Origin of the sequence: Stieleria sp. JC731, assembly GCF_020966635.1 — a bacterium.
Lineage (GTDB): Bacteria > Planctomycetota > Planctomycetia > Pirellulales > Pirellulaceae > Stieleria.
On sequence record NZ_JAJKFQ010000003.1, the window covers coordinates 96,576 to 113,381 of the forward strand.

The window sequence follows — 16,806 nt, forward strand, 5'->3', positions numbered from 1 at the left end:
GCTTATGAATTCAATCAAGCTTCCAGAAGGACGAGTATATGTCGCTGGTCACCGAGGAATGGTGGGCGGCGCGGTCGTTCGATTGTTGCGCCAACTGGGTATCGAAGAGAGCAACTTGCTGTTGCGTGATCGAAACCAATTAAACTTGACGCGGCAAGACGAAGTCGAAACGTTCTTCAACAACGAACGCCCTGATGTTGTGATCTTTGCCGCGGCGAAGGTCGGTGGTATCCATGCCAACGACACCTACCCCGCTGAATTCATCTACGACAATCTGATGATGGCGGCCAATTCGATTGATGCAGCCTACCGGAGCGGGACTCGTCGATTTCTGTTTCTTGGCAGTACCTGTATCTACCCGCGAATGGCTCCACAGCCGATGCCGGAAGACTGCTTACTGACCGGCCCACTGGAACAGACCAACGAAGCTTATGCCTTGGCAAAAATCAGTGGACTAAAGCTTTGCCAGCATTACCGAACGCAATACGGCGTGCAGTATCACTCAGCCATGCCGACAAATTTGTACGGGCCTGGTGATAACTACCATCCCGAGAATTCGCATGTCATGCCGGCGATGATTCGCCGCTTTGATGAAGCGGTTCGAAATGGTGCAGACGAAGTTGTGATTTGGGGAACCGGCACACCTCGCCGCGAATTCCTACATGTCGATGACTTGGCACGCGGACTGGTTCATCTAGTGAACATTGAAGACCCGCCAAATCTGGTGAACGTCGGTACCGGATCCGACATCTCGATTCGGGAATTGGCGGAATTGATCGCCCGTGTAACCGGCTTCACCGGTAAGATAGTTCAAGATACCAGTAAGCCGGATGGGACTCCCGTAAAACGCACTAACACCGATTTGGTGCAGTCAACCGGTTGGGAGCCAAAGATTGCTCTGGAAATCGGGATCAAAAAGACTTACGAAGACTATTTGCAGACTGTCAAAACTGGCGAATTGCGAGAAGTTTAGCAGGGCAGTGCGGCAATAGTCGCAACGCTATCGCTTTGTTAGTTCACCAACACCGAAACAACCAACGCGGCAATGACGAAAAAGGCACTTATCACAGGCATCACTGGGCAGGATGGCTCTTACCTTGCAGAGTTGCTGCTGGAAAAGGGTTACGAGGTGCACGGTATTGTTCGCCGAAGCAGCACGTTCAACACCGACCGAATTGAACACATCTATATCGACCCACACGATAAAGATGCCAAGTTGTTTCTGCACTACGGTGACTTGACCGATGGTCAGAGCCTGACGAACCTGGTTTTGAACATCGAACCTGATGAAGTTTACAACTTGGGCGCCCAATCACACGTCCGGGTTTCGTTCGATGCTCCTGTGTACACCGTGCAAACGGTTGCGGTTGGTGCACTGAACGTTCTCGAAGCTGCTCGTCAACTGAACCAAAAACGCGAAGTCCGTGTTTACCAAGCGTCCAGTAGCGAAATGTACGGTGACGTCTTCGAAACACCACAGACCGAAAAGACTCCGTTCTGCCCACAAAGCCCATACGCCTGTGCGAAAGTTTATGCGTTTCACCAGACGGTGAACTATCGTCACGCGTACGATCTGTTCGCCTGCAACGGAATTCTATTCAATCACGAATCCCCACGCCGTGGTGAGACATTCGTCACGCGCAAGATCACTCGCGCTGCGACCCGCATCAAAGTTGGCCTCCAAGAAAAGCTCTACCTCGGCAACTTAGACGCCAAGCGAGACTGGGGTTATGCGAAAGACTACGTGCGTGGCATGTGGATGATGCTCCAGCATGACACCCCTGACGACTACGTCCTCGCGACAGGTGAGACCTACACCATTCGCCAGTTCTTGGACTACACCTTCCAATACCTCGAACTGGATTGGAAAGATTACGTCGAGACCGACCCACGATATTATCGCCCGACTGAAGTTGACTTGTTGCTAGGTGACTGCACCAAAGCGAAAGAGGTCTTAGGCTGGGAACCCGAGACAAGCTGCAAAGAACTAGCTGAACTGATGGTCGATCACGACCTAGAGCTAGCCCGCAGTGAAGCCGCTAGACAAGCGACGGCCTAAGCAGCGACTTTCGGCCACTATTTAAAACCCATTGACGCAAGTTGATTGGCAACAATCAACTTGCACGACTCGGAAATGACTGTGGTCCCAATCGTGGGCCGCCAATATTCAGCTTCGTCGCTTTCGACACCTTGATCTTCTCATCTGCATTGAGCTACTGAGCGTGCATTTGCCGCTCGCAATCGGGTTGCTCGCATTCATTCAAATTTACGATTGAATCGCGATCATCTCGTCTTCATGGCTTTACGCCTGCTTATCTTTTGAAAGCCCATTTCCACGATCGACATAAGGTCGACATCAGCACTGTGTTGCTGGTTGCGATTTTGCTTGTGCCCCTAGCAATCAGCTTTGATCTTGGAGGCGCACTTAGCTGGACTCGCTATATCGCCGCACTGGCGGTCCTTGCTGTTTCAACAACACTGTCAGCTGCCGTCATCGCAAATAGCGTGATCCAGCGTACTAAATCGGTGGATGCAGATCGTCGCGACAACACGCTGATTATCACTGCGGTACCACCAACACCAGTTGTACTGATCAGCGTCTTGATGTGTGGTTTCGCCGCCATGCAGTTGACACCGGTTTCGGATCAGCTTTTAAAGTTTCTTAGCCCAGGATCATCCGCAGTCTATTCCGACTGGATTGCACCTTTCGGATTTTCCGAAAGCGAAATCCGCCCCGTTATTTCGGTGAACCCTGGAAGGACACTGTCCGCATTGGCAACCGTCGCATTGGCTGCTGCGACGATGTTGATTGTGTCACAACTGAAATTCTCAATCTGGCATTTGACAGTTGGGCTATCAGCTATTGCCATCGGAACGTTTCTCCATTCCTGCTATGGAATTTTGTTTACGCCGGTTCCTGACAGCGATGTCAATGCGTTGCAATTCGGGGGCTTCTACAACCGGAACAATGGAGCGTTGTTCATCAACATCGGCGTTGCAGCCTCTATTGGCCTTCTCGTGTCTCGACTGCTTTCGCCCGCGATGGGGAACCGAGGTAAACGATGGCAATTCGATTTTCTGGAGTCGCTACAAGATCCGTTTGTCTGCATCGCACTCGTTAGCCTTGGCACAAACATACTAGCGCTCTTTTTGTGCGGCTCACGCGGGGGACTGATTTCGTCGATCGCCGGGATCATTGCAGTATCGATTTGGGCATTCCAGCGTCATTCGACGACAAAGTTGCTAGGCGTGCTTGTGGCTCCACTGGTGCTTGGGCTGGGCGTTGCGCTCATGTTGGGTGGAAATGCGAAAAGTTTGTCGCGTGCGTCGAAACTAAATCCAAGAGCAGTTGTCGAAGGCCTGTCGGGAGAAACACGTCTGCAGCATTGGGCTGACGCAATGGATGCGGCGAAGGCCTATTTGCCGCTTGGTGGCGGAGTCGGCACATATCGTGAAGCATACTTGCCCTATCAGCAAAAGGGACCGAACCAAACCTTTGCGAACGCCGACAACCTATACCTTGAATTGATTGTCGAGGCTGGGATCGGGGGCGTAGCCTTCGTTCTGATCCTAAGCACGGTTGCTGGAATCGCACTTTATCGATTGCACCGCTCGAGTGACCCCATTGACTTAGCTTTATCAGCCACTGGGGCATATCTCGTTGCATCTATTGCGATAAGCCAGATTACGGATTTTGGTTTGTTGCTACCTGCGAATATGCTTTTATCTGGAGCGTTATTCGCGATCATCGTCCATCGATCATGCACCACCAAACGGCTCAAGCAAAACGCGAACCGAAAAGATTTATTTGCCATCTACAGGGCGAATTCTAACTGGATTGTGATGTCCAGCTGGGCGATCTTGCCTGTGCTACTGACAAGCGGCGCGGTCAGCGTGCTTCACAAAAATGCGACAGATGATGCTCTATACTTTGCTGGCCTGGCGCGATTCAAATCCGATCGCTACGATTTCGACAAACTTTGCGACGCGGCCGACAGCTTTGCAAAACAAAGTCCAGAACGGAATTTTAATTTGTCACTGTTGGCAAGTAAGTACAACTTTGCCGAAGGCCGGTTTAGAGACATTCTGTCGCAAAACCCAACAACAGAAAAACAGCTTGCCGAAGCTATCGAAGCCTCATCACCTGGCAGACGTACGCTTGAGGAAGTTTCTCTAGACGCTTCTGAAAACTACCTCGCAGCGAAACACTTCGCGTTGATTGCGTTGCAGCAGAATCCACTTTCTGTCGATGCCAGGGTGCAGCTTCTACAAACTGACTTCATTGCGGATGATGACGACCTAGGATCGCAAATGATTAGCCAACTGGCGAGGTTGCAATCACAGAACGGACCGTTCTTGATGGAATTGGCAAATTACGCATTGCATCGTGGAGACATAGCAGAAGCTCAGCAATTGGCAATTCAGGCAACGACAGTGCGTCCCGTTCTGGCAAGAGACTTTGTAACTGTCGCTGCGAACGACTCCAGATTCAACCTTTGCGATGCCATCAGCGATCGCGCACCGGCCAAACGATTAGCCGCACAAGCACTCCTCAATCGTGCGTCAACCGAAGTTGGGCGGTTCCCAAATGGTGACGAATTTCTATCGCACTACATCGATCAATTCGACCAGCACACTTACACGAACTCCGATCAGCGTGCCGAAAGTCTACGAGAAGCCTGCTGGGCATGCCTTCTGCTTGGGCGTACCAGCGAAGCTGTGGAGTTCGGCATGGAAGCGATCAAATACGCTCCTGGAAAGCATGATTTCTATGTCACCGTGTCGTCATGGTTTTTTGAACACGGCGAACTGGAGCATGCAAAAGCATTTGCTGAACTCGGTTTGGCAGAATTCCCTTCAGACGAAAAGTTGCTAAAGCTTCTCGTGACGATCGACAGCGCAAGATGACGATTTCAAAAGCCGTCGATGAGTCCGCTGATTTGTGCGAAGCCATGACTGGATCGCCTGAAAATGGACTAGCCTCTGAAAATGCCGATCTGGAGCCGGCTAGTGTTCAAGCCGAGCGTCGTGAATCGAGGAACCGATCGATATTACTTGGTGCAGGGTTTGCGTTTTTCAGCAAGTTCCCTGCCCTTCTGGTGATGATCGTCTCGGTTCCGCTAGCGATCGATGCCCTGGGCGAAGAACGGTTCGGCGTTTGGGTAACCGTAACCACATTACTTACACTGCTGCGTTTCCTCGATGGCGGTGCGGCCAACGCGGTCATCAATATCGTTGCCGAATGCGATCAAAAGCAATCAAAGGATGCAGCCAAATCACTTGTCTCTAGCGTCTACGCATTCTTGGCGATTGTAGCTTGTTGGTGTTTCGGGTTGCAGTTCCTGATCGTACCGCAGATCGACTGGGGTTGGTTGCTTTCGCTTCCAGACACAATTTCGTCACGTGAAGTGATCGTTGTAACTTTAGCCGGTGCGGGTAGCTATTTCATCTCCATGCCACTGACCGTCGGTGCGAAAGTCCTGACCGGTTTACAAAAGTCCCACTGGGTATCGATCGCCAATTCCGTCGCCAATGTTGTTAGTGTCATAGCAACCGTCATCGCTTGGTACGTCGATGCAGGCCTTGTCGAGTTCGTCTTGTGTTTTGCTGCCCAACCGATCCTTTCCGGAATCATTTCGACATGGCTTTCGTTCCGCGTTCGACAGGGTATTTATCGCCCTAACATGCGTGTGGTCAGCCGACATAGTTTTAGCCACGCACTGAAAGTCGGAGCATTGTTTTGGGTTTTGCAAATCTGCGCCGCGGTTGCATATCAGTGTGATGCACTAATCGTTTCGCACTTCGCAGGGTTAACAGAGACAGCAAAATTGGGATTGGTTAGCCGACTCTTTCTAGTCGCCAACTCTGTTGCAATGCTGGTGATGGGACCGCTTTGGCCAGCGTTCCGAGAAGCCAACTTGGCCGGTGACGCCGATTGGGTTCGACAGACGTTCAAAAAGTCAATGAAATACTGCATGCTGGTATCGATAGCGTTGACACTTCCACTGACTTTTTTCTTCAACCCCATCAATCAAATCTGGACAGGCGGAAGTGCGGACCCCACCGGCTGGCTTGTCATCAGTGTATTTCTATGGAGCAACTTGCAAGTCGCTGGTCGGATCATCGCAATGCTGCTCAATGGTTTGCACGTGATCAAGCTGCAGGTGATTTGTTCGATATTGATGATGGTATTGAATGTTGCATTCTCAATCCCGCTGACAGTCTACTACGGAGCCTCAGGGGTTGTCCTGGGCTCCGTCCTGTCATTCACATTGGCAATCTTACTGCCTTACTGTTTTTGGATTCCTCGAGTGATTGATCGTCAGTGTCGAATTGCGGAGGGCACTCGCTGATGACGCGTGCTCAGAACTTAGATCCCATCGAAAGTCGCGTTGCTGACTGCCTTGCAGAATACATTTTTACTGGCAGGCTGATCGATAAACATGATGTCCAGTATTACCGCTGTCGCGATACTGGATTCATCCAAACGGAAGAGCCCTATTGGCTTGACGAAGCCTATTCGGATGTTATCGCAAACGCGGATTCAGGACTTCTAAGCCGATGTTACTCATTCCGTACCATCGCGGCTCTGCTGGTCGGTGACAACTTTCCAAAGCTGAATCGCATGTTGGACTTCGGAGGCGGCTACGGCGTCTTCACACGCTTGATGAGAGACATCGGAATCCCGGCATTCCATCACGATCCAATGTGTAGCAATCTCTTCGCACACGGCTTCGATACAGGTCTTTCCGGACAGTTCGACTTGATAACGGCTTTCGAAGTTTTTGAACATCTACCGAATCCGCGAACGACGGTGAAAGAGTTGATGTCGCATACCGACACGCTGTTCTTCTCCACTGTGCTTCAACCCAACAAGCAATTGAAATCTATAGAGGATTGGCACTACTTCTTGCCCGGTACAGGACAGCACATCTCGTTCTTCAATCAAGAAAGCTTGCGAAGACTTGCAGCGGAGAACGACGCCACTCTTTTTACAAATGGCTCGACATTGCACGCGATTTCGAGAGTGAAGTTGAAATTCGGAGCCGCACAAACCGGACCTTTATCACGTGTTCGCCGAGCGTGGTTCCGGGCAACTCACTGAGCAAGGATTCGCGGTAGTAAGTTATGTCAAAGAATGTTTTGCGTTTGTGCGGTAGTGTCTTTGCCAATCAAAAATACGGTGGAGTCTCTCGCTACCTAGTCGAACTCGCCAAAGGTGTTGCACGACGAGATGGATGGGGAGTTTCCCTTGGCGCGACTTTGTATTGCAATGAATATCTGCGAGGCATTTCGTCTGAAATCGGGCACCGCGGAATCTATTTTCCTAACCGTCCTAAAGGACTGGAACAGCTCAACCGAATTGCTTCGCAGCTAATCGCAACGATCAGCTTTCGAAAGCCAAGTGTCATTCACGAAGGCTTTTTCGACGACAGAAATTTCGGGGTGAATTCGATCCCGCGTGTTGCAACGTTCTACGACATGATCAGCGAACGATACATGCATGACGAACGCCACCTCAATGAAAAGCGACGAATTGCGGAAAGAGCTGACCGTCTGATTGCTATTTCGGAATCAACGAAGAACGATATGGTCGAGTTGATGTCGGTCTCTCCAGACAAAATCGATGTGATCTACCTTGCCGCCGACGTTCCCATCGTCGAACACAAATCGAATTTTGAATTCCCCTTACCGTTCATACTTTGGGTCGGCAATCGAAACGGCTACAAAAACTTCGAACGATTCGTCCAGGCGTTTGCGAACACCAAGGAAGCAAAAAATCAGCTCTGTGTCGTGTGCGCCGGTGGACCGACCTTCAGTTCCGATGAATTGGAATTGTGGTCGAGGCTTGGTCTAGCTGCAGAGTCTCTGATTCACATGCGTCCCACCGAGGAGACACTTGCGAACCTTTATCAACAAGCAGCTTATTTAGCGTACCTTTCACTTTACGAAGGTTTCGGAATACCGCCGCTCGAAGCGATGCTTTCCAACTGCCCTGTCGTTGCTTCTAGAAGCAGTTCGATACCCGAAGTTGTCGGTGATGCAGCGATGCTCGTTGACCCTTGCGAAATTGACGAAATCACTGTCGCGCTAGACCAACTTGCAAGTTCACCAGAGCGACGGTCGGATTACGCAGCCAGAGGACTCAAACGAGCACAACAGTTTTCCTGGGACGCATGTGTTGATCATCATATCAAGCTCTATGAACAACTGATCTGATGCGAAGCAAACGAATCGAAAGTGATCAACTGCCGGTAATTGATCCTGGCACTCGAGTGAATGAAGAGAAGTCAGTTGAGACCTTATAAACAGTTGCTGGGTTGGCCGAAACAGCTGCCGCCACGCCCTGAATTTGCAAAGGCGATGTCCGAGGATGCATTACCTACAATCTCGGTGGTTTGCCCAAGCTATCAACAGGGGCGGTACATCGAACAGATGATCCTCTCGGTAATCTATCAAAACTATCCTAAGGTCCAGCTGGTGATCTTTGATGGTGGTAGCACCGATGAAACGGTAAATGTTTTCAAAGCGTATCAAGACGAGATTAGCCACTGGGTTTCAAAGCAAGATCGCGGACAGTCCGACGCGTTGAACCAGGGTTTTCAATTTGCATCTGGCGATGTCGTCGGTTGGCAAAATGCGGATGATCTCTACCTGCCAAACGCTTTCTGGAATGTTGCGCGCGCGGCACATGACACTGAGCGACCGAAAGACAGCGTTTACTTTGGTCATGTGCAGATCATTGACAATGAAGTTCTCGTTGGAACAAAGTACTTCACCAATTTTTCCTTACGTCAACTGGTCTATCGCGGGATCAACTTTTCAACACAATCGCTTTTCATCGGGTCCAACGTTTGTCGTAAATTCGCAATCGATGAGTCCCTTAATTATGCGATGGACGGAGAGTACGTCCTGCGACTTTCGAAAGCCGGAGTTCCGTTGCATTTGGTGAACCAGTGCTTAGGAGCTTACCGGCGGCATCCAGATGCAAAGACGATCGCTTTTTCAGAAAAATCCCGAGCTGAATGGGTGTCTGTATTGGAGCAAAACGGCTACCCAGCCGACGTCAGCAAGGTTCATAAAGCTCTGCTTTTTACCGAACGCTTATGGGGACTGACGAAACAAGGCGTTTTGCTTCGGGCAGTCGGTGGAAAATATTTCGGCTAGCATGTTTACCAAACTCTGCAGGTCGCTCTATCAAGCTGTTTGCCTTCGGCTAAGTCGCTGCACACCGGCCACCCGCGGATTCCGTTTTCGAAATTCGCTGCTGCGTGCGGCCGGCTTTCAAGTCGATCCAACGGCAAGACTCTGCTCGTCGGTAAAAATCCTTGGCACGTTTGATCTAAAAGTTGGCCGTGAGACTTTCATTGGCCACGAGACAATGATCACTGGTGGTGATTGCTCGATCTCGATTGGCAGTCACTGCGATATTTCCACTCGTGTGCTAATCATTGCCGGAACACACGACCTGACCCCCGGTGCACTCAGGATTGCTGGCGACGGCCGATCAGAGAATATCACCATTGGCGATGGCTGTTGGATCGGCGCAAACGCGACCATCCTGGCAGGCGTATCGATTGGCGACCGATGTATGGTTGCCGCAGGAGCGACAGTCACGCGATCAGTACCGTCCGACACAATGGTCGGCGGAGTTCCGGCGAAAGTCATACGTTCGTTTAGCGAACAAGCAAATCCATAGGCCTCGCATTCAAAGCGACCCGTCAACGATTTCCGTTCGATAAAAGCGCCGTTACCTGGCATCTGAGCTGCAGACTCATTGCCGCAATTTGACACCCGTATTCCTCACGCCAACGCAGTTCTGCCTCGGCAAAAAAAGATCTGTTTGGAAATGGCTTGTCGCAAGCCATTCAAGATGATTCATGAGTGCGTTTAAGAAGACACTGCTGCAGACATCGAAGTTTGCAAAACTCTGTTGTGTAGAACCGGGGAAGGAACTTCGCCAAATATTCCACAAAGGACCAGCGCCCGCAAAGATCGCCTTTGATCATTTGCCAAAGTGCGGTGGGTCATCTTTGAACCATTTCCTGGAATCAAATTTTCTTTGGCGGCAAACGTTTTCGACGTGTGGAAGCTTTCCAAGAACCTCGATCGAAAAATTTCATTCGCTGAGCGAACAGCAAAGGCAATCTTATCGATTAATCAAGGGGCACTTGGTCAATCAGTTGTTCGGACTCATCAGCGACGATTTTTTGAAGATCACCATTTTAAGAGATCCGGTCGATCGAATCGTTTCACACTACTTTTATGTTAAACGTCGTCCGACTCACTATCTGTATCCACGGATCGAAAAGGAAGCAATTTCGCTTGAAGAATTTGTCAGCTTGGGGTTAAGCGATGAACTTTCAAATTGGTATACGCTCCATTTTTCCGGCTGGTCCGAAACTGCCGCAAGCGAAAATCCAAAGGGTGCTGTGGATGCAGCATTCAGCTCAGTCGTGAACACCTACAATGTGGTCGGCTTTCTTGATCGATACGATCGATTTGTCGAGTGTCTGCAATCAATCGCCAACCTAGTGGTGCCCAACTCAGGTGGAAAAAAGAACGTCACTTCGGGACGTGTTTCTGTAAAGCAACTCGAAGCGAAAACACGGGACGTTATCCAAGAACACAATGAAATGGATACCGAACTGTATCGGCGATTGAGATCAATCGATGGTTTTGAGAACGATGGACTGTTGCGTCCTTCAATGTTGTCAAGTTCACATTTGAGCTAGGGACGGCGCGATGGAATTGGTGTTCTGGCAAGAAAGTATCAGCATGCACCAAGCTGGCTTGTTGGCAGAGGTCGCTTCCCAATCAAATGGAAGCGTTCTACTGGTAGTCTCACGAGAGACCGACCGAGAACGCCTATCACAGGGATGGAGTCAACGTTTACCGCAAGGTGTTGACCTGGAAGTTGCTCCGGACCCGGCAAGACTTCGTCAAATCGTAAAATCAAAGTCGCACTCAGACTGCTACCATGTATTTAGCGGGATCTGTGCCTACCCAATGGTTGAACAGGCGATGCAGCTAGTTCGCCCAACCGACGCAAAACTGTTTGTGTACACCGAACGTCCCGATCTTCGATCGAATAAACGACGACTCATCATTCCGCTGCGTGATCGATGGAGGGCGTGGTGCTGGCGACAACGGATTGACGGTATCCTGGCCATTGGTGAAGCAGCATCCCGCTATTATGAACGAGTGGGCTATCACAGTTCAAAAATCCACCAGTTTGGTTACTTTCCTCGCTGCGAAGCCACCGGTGAATGCAAAAATCGAGACAAGCATCTGCAATTGGTCTGCGTTGCTAGACAGGTAGAATTGAAACGCATCGACCTAGTACTGGAAGCCCTATCCGAAAACATTGATCACAACTGGCGTCTGACCGTCGTTGGTGATGGACCTCTACTACAACACAACAAGCAACTGGCTATCCAACTTGGCTTGAGCGACCGTATCAATTGGCTAGGTAGTGTTGCACACGACGACGTTTTGAGCACAATCCAGGCAAGCGATGTGTTGGTATTGGCTAGCAGCTATGACGGCTGGGGAGCGGTGATCAATGAAGCCATCGCAAATGGATTACGAGTTATCGCCAGCGATGCGTGTGGTGCCAGTAGCGCGATCCGTGAACAAGAATTTGCATCCGTATTTCCGGCAAATGATGGTAGAGCACTGACGGATCGACTGCGTTTCGAAATCGAACGCGGACGACAGTCTCACGAATCAAGAAATGCTATCCGGGATTGGTATGAAAAATCAATTTCCCCAAAGGCTGGCGCCCAATACCTGATCGAGTTATTGCGTGACCGACATGCGGTGGCGCCCTGGTTCATCACACGTGGTGGATCAAGCGATCCGGCTTGCTAAACAAACCGTTGTTTCAGCAACCATTGATCGCGATGATTCTTGATCCACCGAAATGTTTTGTGCTCAAGAATGTCAGATTGTGGACAGCACGTCAGCGGCCCAGCCAGAAACCTCGCCGCGGAAAACCTGTTTACGCGTCCGCTTTTGAAACAGTCGTATAGCTCTCGAAGAAAACACACCCATTGCCTGTGAGCTCCAAAACTCTCAGGACAGATGAATAGTGTAAAACCGATGCAAAGTGAACAGAATCAATATCGAAAAACAATCCTGTTCCATTTTTGGGTGACATGCCCCGCACTTGCAGCAATGGTAGTCCTACCAAGTGCGGCAGGTGTCGTGGCCTTTCTTGGACTGATCATTTGGGCCGCATCGAAATCTGGGCTTAGGCAGGCACAGGCACTGGGCTTGCAATTCTTGTTCATGAATGTCAATGGCGAGCTTTTCCACACGCCATCGTCCGGCGGCCTACATCATGCTTTGCCATTAGTCATATTGGCAAGATTGGTCTACGACCAACGTCTGCAGGTACAGTCGAGACTTTCGCCATTTGTTATCTCTCTGGCGGTGGTCGGCACTAGTTTGTTCTTCCACAGCTTATTTGCGAGTCTATTGCCAGCCGTTTCAATCCTGAAAGTGATTGGATTCACTTGCTACGGCATAGCGGTCGTGCTGACATTTGGAACTTGTCGCCGTGATGAGCTGGACGAAATCTCACGATGGTACAAAGGACTGGTCGGTTGTGTGATCCTGCTCAATGCACCGTTGATGTTTGTTTCGGTAGGACGAAGCGTCAACGGAACTGGTTTGAACGGAGTATTGTCCCACCCCAATTTACTAGGTGTCTTTCTGGGGATTAGTGTCGCTGCCTTGCTAGCCAACGCTCTCTCAGCCCGTACCTTACACCCAATCGGAATGATGGTGATTGGATTGGGACTGTTGGAACTTTTCTTTACCGAAGCGCGCGGCGGGATGATGAGCTTGGTCTTGTCGCTCGGGATCTGGTACGCCGCTGTAATCACAGGCAAGAGCAACACTCGTGCGGTCCGGATCGTTGGACGGGGTTTGCTTTTAGGCGTACTCGCACTCCCTGCAGTTTTCGCAACGTCAGCCACTCTTCGACAAGCAACGGAAAAATTTCTTTCCAAATCCGGTCGGACATCAGAACAAGGACTGGTTGCGAACTTCCGTCGATCACGTGGTGGAGCGATCGATTTTCACGCGAAAATTTTTAACCGCAACAAGATGTTCGGACAGGGATTTCAAGTTGTGAATTCAGGATCAAGAGCACTTCCCGAAGTCAAATACGATCCGATTTGGAAAACAATTCCTATCTCAGCAAGTGTTGAAAACGGTTTCATGTACACTTCGATCTTCGCTGAGCTCGGCGTTGTCGGCGTTGTTCCCGTACTGTTTTTGTTTGGCATTTTGACGATGCCGTTGGTTCGTTGCCGAGACAACCCTGCAAACGTTCTGTTATTGAGCGTCTTCTTCACCAACATGTCGGAGGCCGCATTCTTTTCACCTTCAGGGATCGGAGGCTGGGAGTGGCAAATGGTAGCTCTCTACATCGCCTCCTACATCCAATTGACTTCCGTCGTAGACCTGGATGAGGAAGCCGATAAACTCGATCAAGACACGATCGAAACCGCAGCCGACAACGGGGTACCGCAGCTAAGTTTTTAGCTAGTTTGCTGAAATCAAAAGATCTGAAAGGATCACAATTGCATGTCACTTTTAATTGACGCAACAAACATTAGCTCCGGAGGAGGAGGAGTTCTCCTTCGAACTTTGGTACAGCAAGACTTGGACGACGTGATTGTATTGTTGTCCGAGAATGCGGTACCAACGATCGAAGAACAGGTGAACTGCGATGACCGGTTTGTGGTCTGCAATCCCTGTAGCCCGCTGTCGCGCCAGCGAACAAAACTGCTGGACGAGCAACTTGAAAGCAGGAAATTTGATCGTGTGCTCTGCTTTGGCAATATCCCACCGCTGAAGCGATATCCAAACGTTGATGTTGTCACCTACTTTCAAAATGCCCACTTGCTGGCCTCACTGGACAATCGAACCAAATACAGCATCCGTGATCGCATACGCTATTCGATGTTGCGTCGCGCAGTTAAGAAGCTGAAGCAGAACACCGACTGGTGGGCGGTACAAACACCCGGCATCCAGATTGCCTTATCAAGTTCACTCGGTTTATCTGCAAGCACAGTGGAGGTGTTCCCGTTTTACGACGCAGATGCGTTGCATCGGGAATCGACCGGCAATCAGTCTACCCGAAAAGAACCTCATTCATTTGTCTATGTCAGCGATGCCCGACCACACAAGAATCACAAACGTCTGCTGACGGCGTGGCGGTCAATCGCGAAGGAGTTTTCAGACGCAAAGCTCTATCTGACGATTCAGAAGCCGAGCGCGCCGTGGGGCGAAGCTGCGAATGTGCACTACGTTGGCCCCCTTCCAAGTGAACATTGCAATCGCTTGGTGGCAAATTGTGAATTCGTGGTTTTTCCGTCGCTTTTGGAAACGTTGGGACTCGGGATTGTCGAGGGTGTGAGGTTAGGTTGCAAAGCGATCATCCCGAACGACTCGAACTTCACATTTATTGTCGAGCCGACTGACGTCTTTGATCCGATCGATACGAAGTCCATCGAGTCATCGATGCGACGTGTCTTGATGGGCGAAAGCTCATCAGCAAGTCAAGTGCTACTGCCAAATCGAATTGGCGAATTTAGAGACTGGTTGTTACGTTGAAACAGATTCTTCAAAACTTAGGTAGCGGCGAGACGCTGCTCGCGGAGGTTCCTTGCCCTCGGCGAAGTGGCGGTAGTGTGCTGATCCAAACTCGACAGACGTTGGTGTCTTTGGGCACCGAGAAAATGCTGGTCGACTTTGGACGCGGTGGATACCTTGCCAAAGCACGGTCGCAGCCCGATAAAGTCAAGCAGGTCTTACAGAAGGTCAAAACCGATGGCCTATGGACAACCATTGATGCGGTGAAAGCCAAACTGGACACGCCGATTCCGCTCGGCTACTGCAACGTCGGAGCAGTGGTGGAACAAGATGCCCATTCCGGATTTGCGATCGGTGATCGGGTTGTCAGCAACGGTCCCCATGCGGAAATGGTCAGCATCGGAGAAAATCTCGTCGCAAAGATTCCCGATGGTGTGAGCGATGAAACTGCCGCCTACACGGTCGTTGCAGCGATCGGATTACAAGGACTTCGCCTAGCACAACCGACTTTGGGCGAGCGCTTTGTTGTCTGCGGTCTTGGCCTAATCGGATTGCTGACCGTGCAAATGCTTCGGGCCAATGGTTGCGAAGTACTGGGCACCGACTTTGATCCTGAAAAGCTGAAACTTGCAGAAAAGTTCGGCGCGAAAACTTGCAACTTGGCTTCGGGTGAAGATCCAGTACGGACGGCTGAAAACTGGACTGACGGTATCGGTGTCGACGGGGTCATCATCACAGCTTCAACCAAGAGCGATGAAGTCGTTCACCAGGCGGCAACGATGTGCCGCAAACGCGGTCGTATTGTCCTGGTCGGTGTGGTGGGTTTAAATCTTCGTCGCGCTGACTTCTACGAGAAAGAACTGTCGTTTCAAGTTTCGTGTTCTTATGGGCCGGGACGCTATGACGCAAACTACGAAAAGCTTGGTTTGGATTATCCGATCGGCCATGTCCGTTGGACCGAGAAACGGAATTTTGAAGCGGTCCTAGCCATGATGAGCGACGGGCGAATCCAGACCGACGCGTTGACAACACATTGCTTCGACTTTGACAACGCCCTTCGAGGATACGAGGCCATTCACGAGAAGGGGGCCCTGGGCATCCTTCTAAAGTACAAAGAACAATCGCCACCTAAGCAGTCGTCCGTTACCCTAAACAATGAATCGACACTCGTAACTTCGCAGAAGTCCAGTTCGAATGCTGGTGTCGCGTTTATTGGCGCTGGCGGCTTCACCACACGAATGTTGCTGCCGCTGCTGCCACAAGACAATGTTGACCGCCGCTGGATCATCAGCAACACAGGCGTGTCTGCATCCTATGCGGCAAAGAAGTTTGGATTCCAGAATTGTGGCTCTGATGTCAAAACCGCATTGGACGACCCACAGGTCAATACGGTTTTCATCACGACATCGCACGCCAGTCATGCCGACTTGGTTTGCCAGTCTCTCGATGCGGGCAAACATGTCTTCGTTGAAAAGCCTCTCGCGCTGGATTCAGCAGGTTTGGAGCGCATCCGAGAAGCCATGCGGCGAGCACCTGGTCAGAAACTGATGGTCGGATTCAATCGCCGATTCTCCCCGCACACGCTCGAACTGAATTCGATGTTGAAGGGAAATCCTGGTCCGAAATCGATCGTATTGACCGTCAACGCTGGAGCGATTCCTGAGTCTCACTGGACACAGGATCCGATCGTTGGCGGAGGCAGGATCATCGGTGAGGCCTGCCACTTCATCGACTTGGCACGAGCGATTGCCAATGCTCCCATCCGAGACTGCACCGCAACGCCCCTCGGTGGTGGCGACGGAAGGCTTGGGGATTGTGCCTCGATTCAACTGAGTTTCGCAGATGGTTCCATCGCGACAGTGCACTATCTATCCAATGGCAATAAATCGTTCCCCAAAGAACGCGTGGAAGTTTTCTCCGCCGGTCAAGTTGTTGTCATTGACAACTTCCGAAAGACCTTTGGATTCGGAACTCGAAAGAAGCTTAAAACCAAGCGACAAGACAAGGGTCATCAGGCAGAATTGGTAGCGTTCTTGAAATCGGTCGCGACCCCCGACTATTGGCCCATCGAAGCAGAGACTCTTTTCGAAGTCACGGACGCTTCGTTCACGGCTGCTCGTCAAATCCGTGAACAGTTACAGAAGTTCTCCGGTCGCTCATAGCTCTGCAAATCGGTTCTCTCGGCATCGTAGCAGT

The 16,806-nt window shown here is 50.7% G+C and carries 13 protein-coding genes; all 13 read left to right on the top strand.

All coding sequences use genetic code 11. The annotated features are described in order from the left end of the window. The first annotated feature begins 4 nt into the window (after window positions 1–4). On the top strand, window positions 5–973 hold the full coding sequence (locus LOC67_RS11165) for a GDP-L-fucose synthase family protein (protein WP_230262682.1): 969 nt from the start codon (window positions 5–7) through the stop codon (window positions 971–973). Window positions 974–1,045: 72 nt separating this feature from the next. Then, a complete protein-coding gene (gene gmd, locus LOC67_RS11170; RefSeq protein WP_230262683.1) occupies window positions 1,046–2,059 on the top strand; it encodes a GDP-mannose 4,6-dehydratase in 1,014 nt (337 codons plus the stop codon). A gap of 329 nt (window positions 2,060–2,388) precedes the next feature. Then, window positions 2,389–4,908, top strand: a complete 2,520-nt coding sequence (locus tag LOC67_RS11175) for an O-antigen ligase family protein (protein WP_230262684.1) — start codon at window positions 2,389–2,391, stop codon at window positions 4,906–4,908. Next, on the top strand, window positions 4,905–6,353 hold the full coding sequence (locus LOC67_RS11180) for a lipopolysaccharide biosynthesis protein (RefSeq protein WP_230262685.1): 1,449 nt from the start codon (window positions 4,905–4,907) through the stop codon (window positions 6,351–6,353). The genes LOC67_RS11175 and LOC67_RS11180 overlap by 4 nt, the downstream gene beginning before the upstream one ends. Further along, a complete protein-coding gene (locus tag LOC67_RS11185) occupies window positions 6,353–7,105 on the top strand; it encodes a class I SAM-dependent methyltransferase (protein WP_230262686.1) in 753 nt (250 codons plus the stop codon). The genes LOC67_RS11180 and LOC67_RS11185 overlap by 1 nt, the downstream gene beginning before the upstream one ends. Window positions 7,106–7,128: 23 nt before the next feature. Then, window positions 7,129–8,220 carry a glycosyltransferase family 4 protein gene (locus LOC67_RS11190; protein WP_230262687.1) on the top strand — a complete coding sequence of 364 codons (1,092 nt, stop codon included), beginning with the start codon at window positions 7,129–7,131 and terminating at the stop codon, window positions 8,218–8,220. A 75-nt stretch (window positions 8,221–8,295) separates the two neighbouring features. Then, on the top strand, window positions 8,296–9,168 hold the full coding sequence (locus LOC67_RS11195; protein WP_230262688.1) for a glycosyltransferase family 2 protein: 873 nt from the start codon (window positions 8,296–8,298) through the stop codon (window positions 9,166–9,168). Between the two features lies 1 nt (window position 9,169). Next, window positions 9,170–9,700 (top strand): acyltransferase, encoded by a 531-nt coding sequence (locus LOC67_RS11200; protein WP_230262689.1) that lies wholly within the window; start codon window positions 9,170–9,172, stop codon window positions 9,698–9,700. A gap of 181 nt (window positions 9,701–9,881) precedes the next feature. Continuing rightward, the gene (locus tag LOC67_RS11205; RefSeq protein ID WP_230262690.1) at window positions 9,882–10,736 is read left to right on the top strand and encodes a sulfotransferase family 2 domain-containing protein; all 855 of its coding nucleotides are present in this window, start codon (window positions 9,882–9,884) and stop codon (window positions 10,734–10,736) included. A 19-nt stretch (window positions 10,737–10,755) separates the two neighbouring features. Continuing rightward, window positions 10,756–11,874: a glycosyltransferase family 4 protein gene (locus tag LOC67_RS11210; RefSeq protein ID WP_230262691.1), complete on the top strand. Its 1,119-nt coding sequence runs from the start codon at window positions 10,756–10,758 to the stop codon at window positions 11,872–11,874. Window positions 11,875–12,087: 213 nt separating this feature from the next. After that, the gene (locus tag LOC67_RS11215) at window positions 12,088–13,557 is read left to right on the top strand and encodes an O-antigen ligase family protein (RefSeq protein ID WP_230262692.1); all 1,470 of its coding nucleotides are present in this window, start codon (window positions 12,088–12,090) and stop codon (window positions 13,555–13,557) included. A gap of 42 nt (window positions 13,558–13,599) precedes the next feature. Continuing rightward, entirely contained in the window at window positions 13,600–14,631 is a 1,032-nt protein-coding gene (locus LOC67_RS11220) for a glycosyltransferase (RefSeq protein WP_230262693.1), read from the top strand. Then, window positions 14,628–16,772 carry a bi-domain-containing oxidoreductase gene (locus tag LOC67_RS11225; protein ID WP_230262694.1) on the top strand — a complete coding sequence of 715 codons (2,145 nt, stop codon included), beginning with the start codon at window positions 14,628–14,630 and terminating at the stop codon, window positions 16,770–16,772. The genes LOC67_RS11220 and LOC67_RS11225 overlap by 4 nt, the downstream gene beginning before the upstream one ends. Window positions 16,773–16,806: the final 34 nt, after the last annotated feature.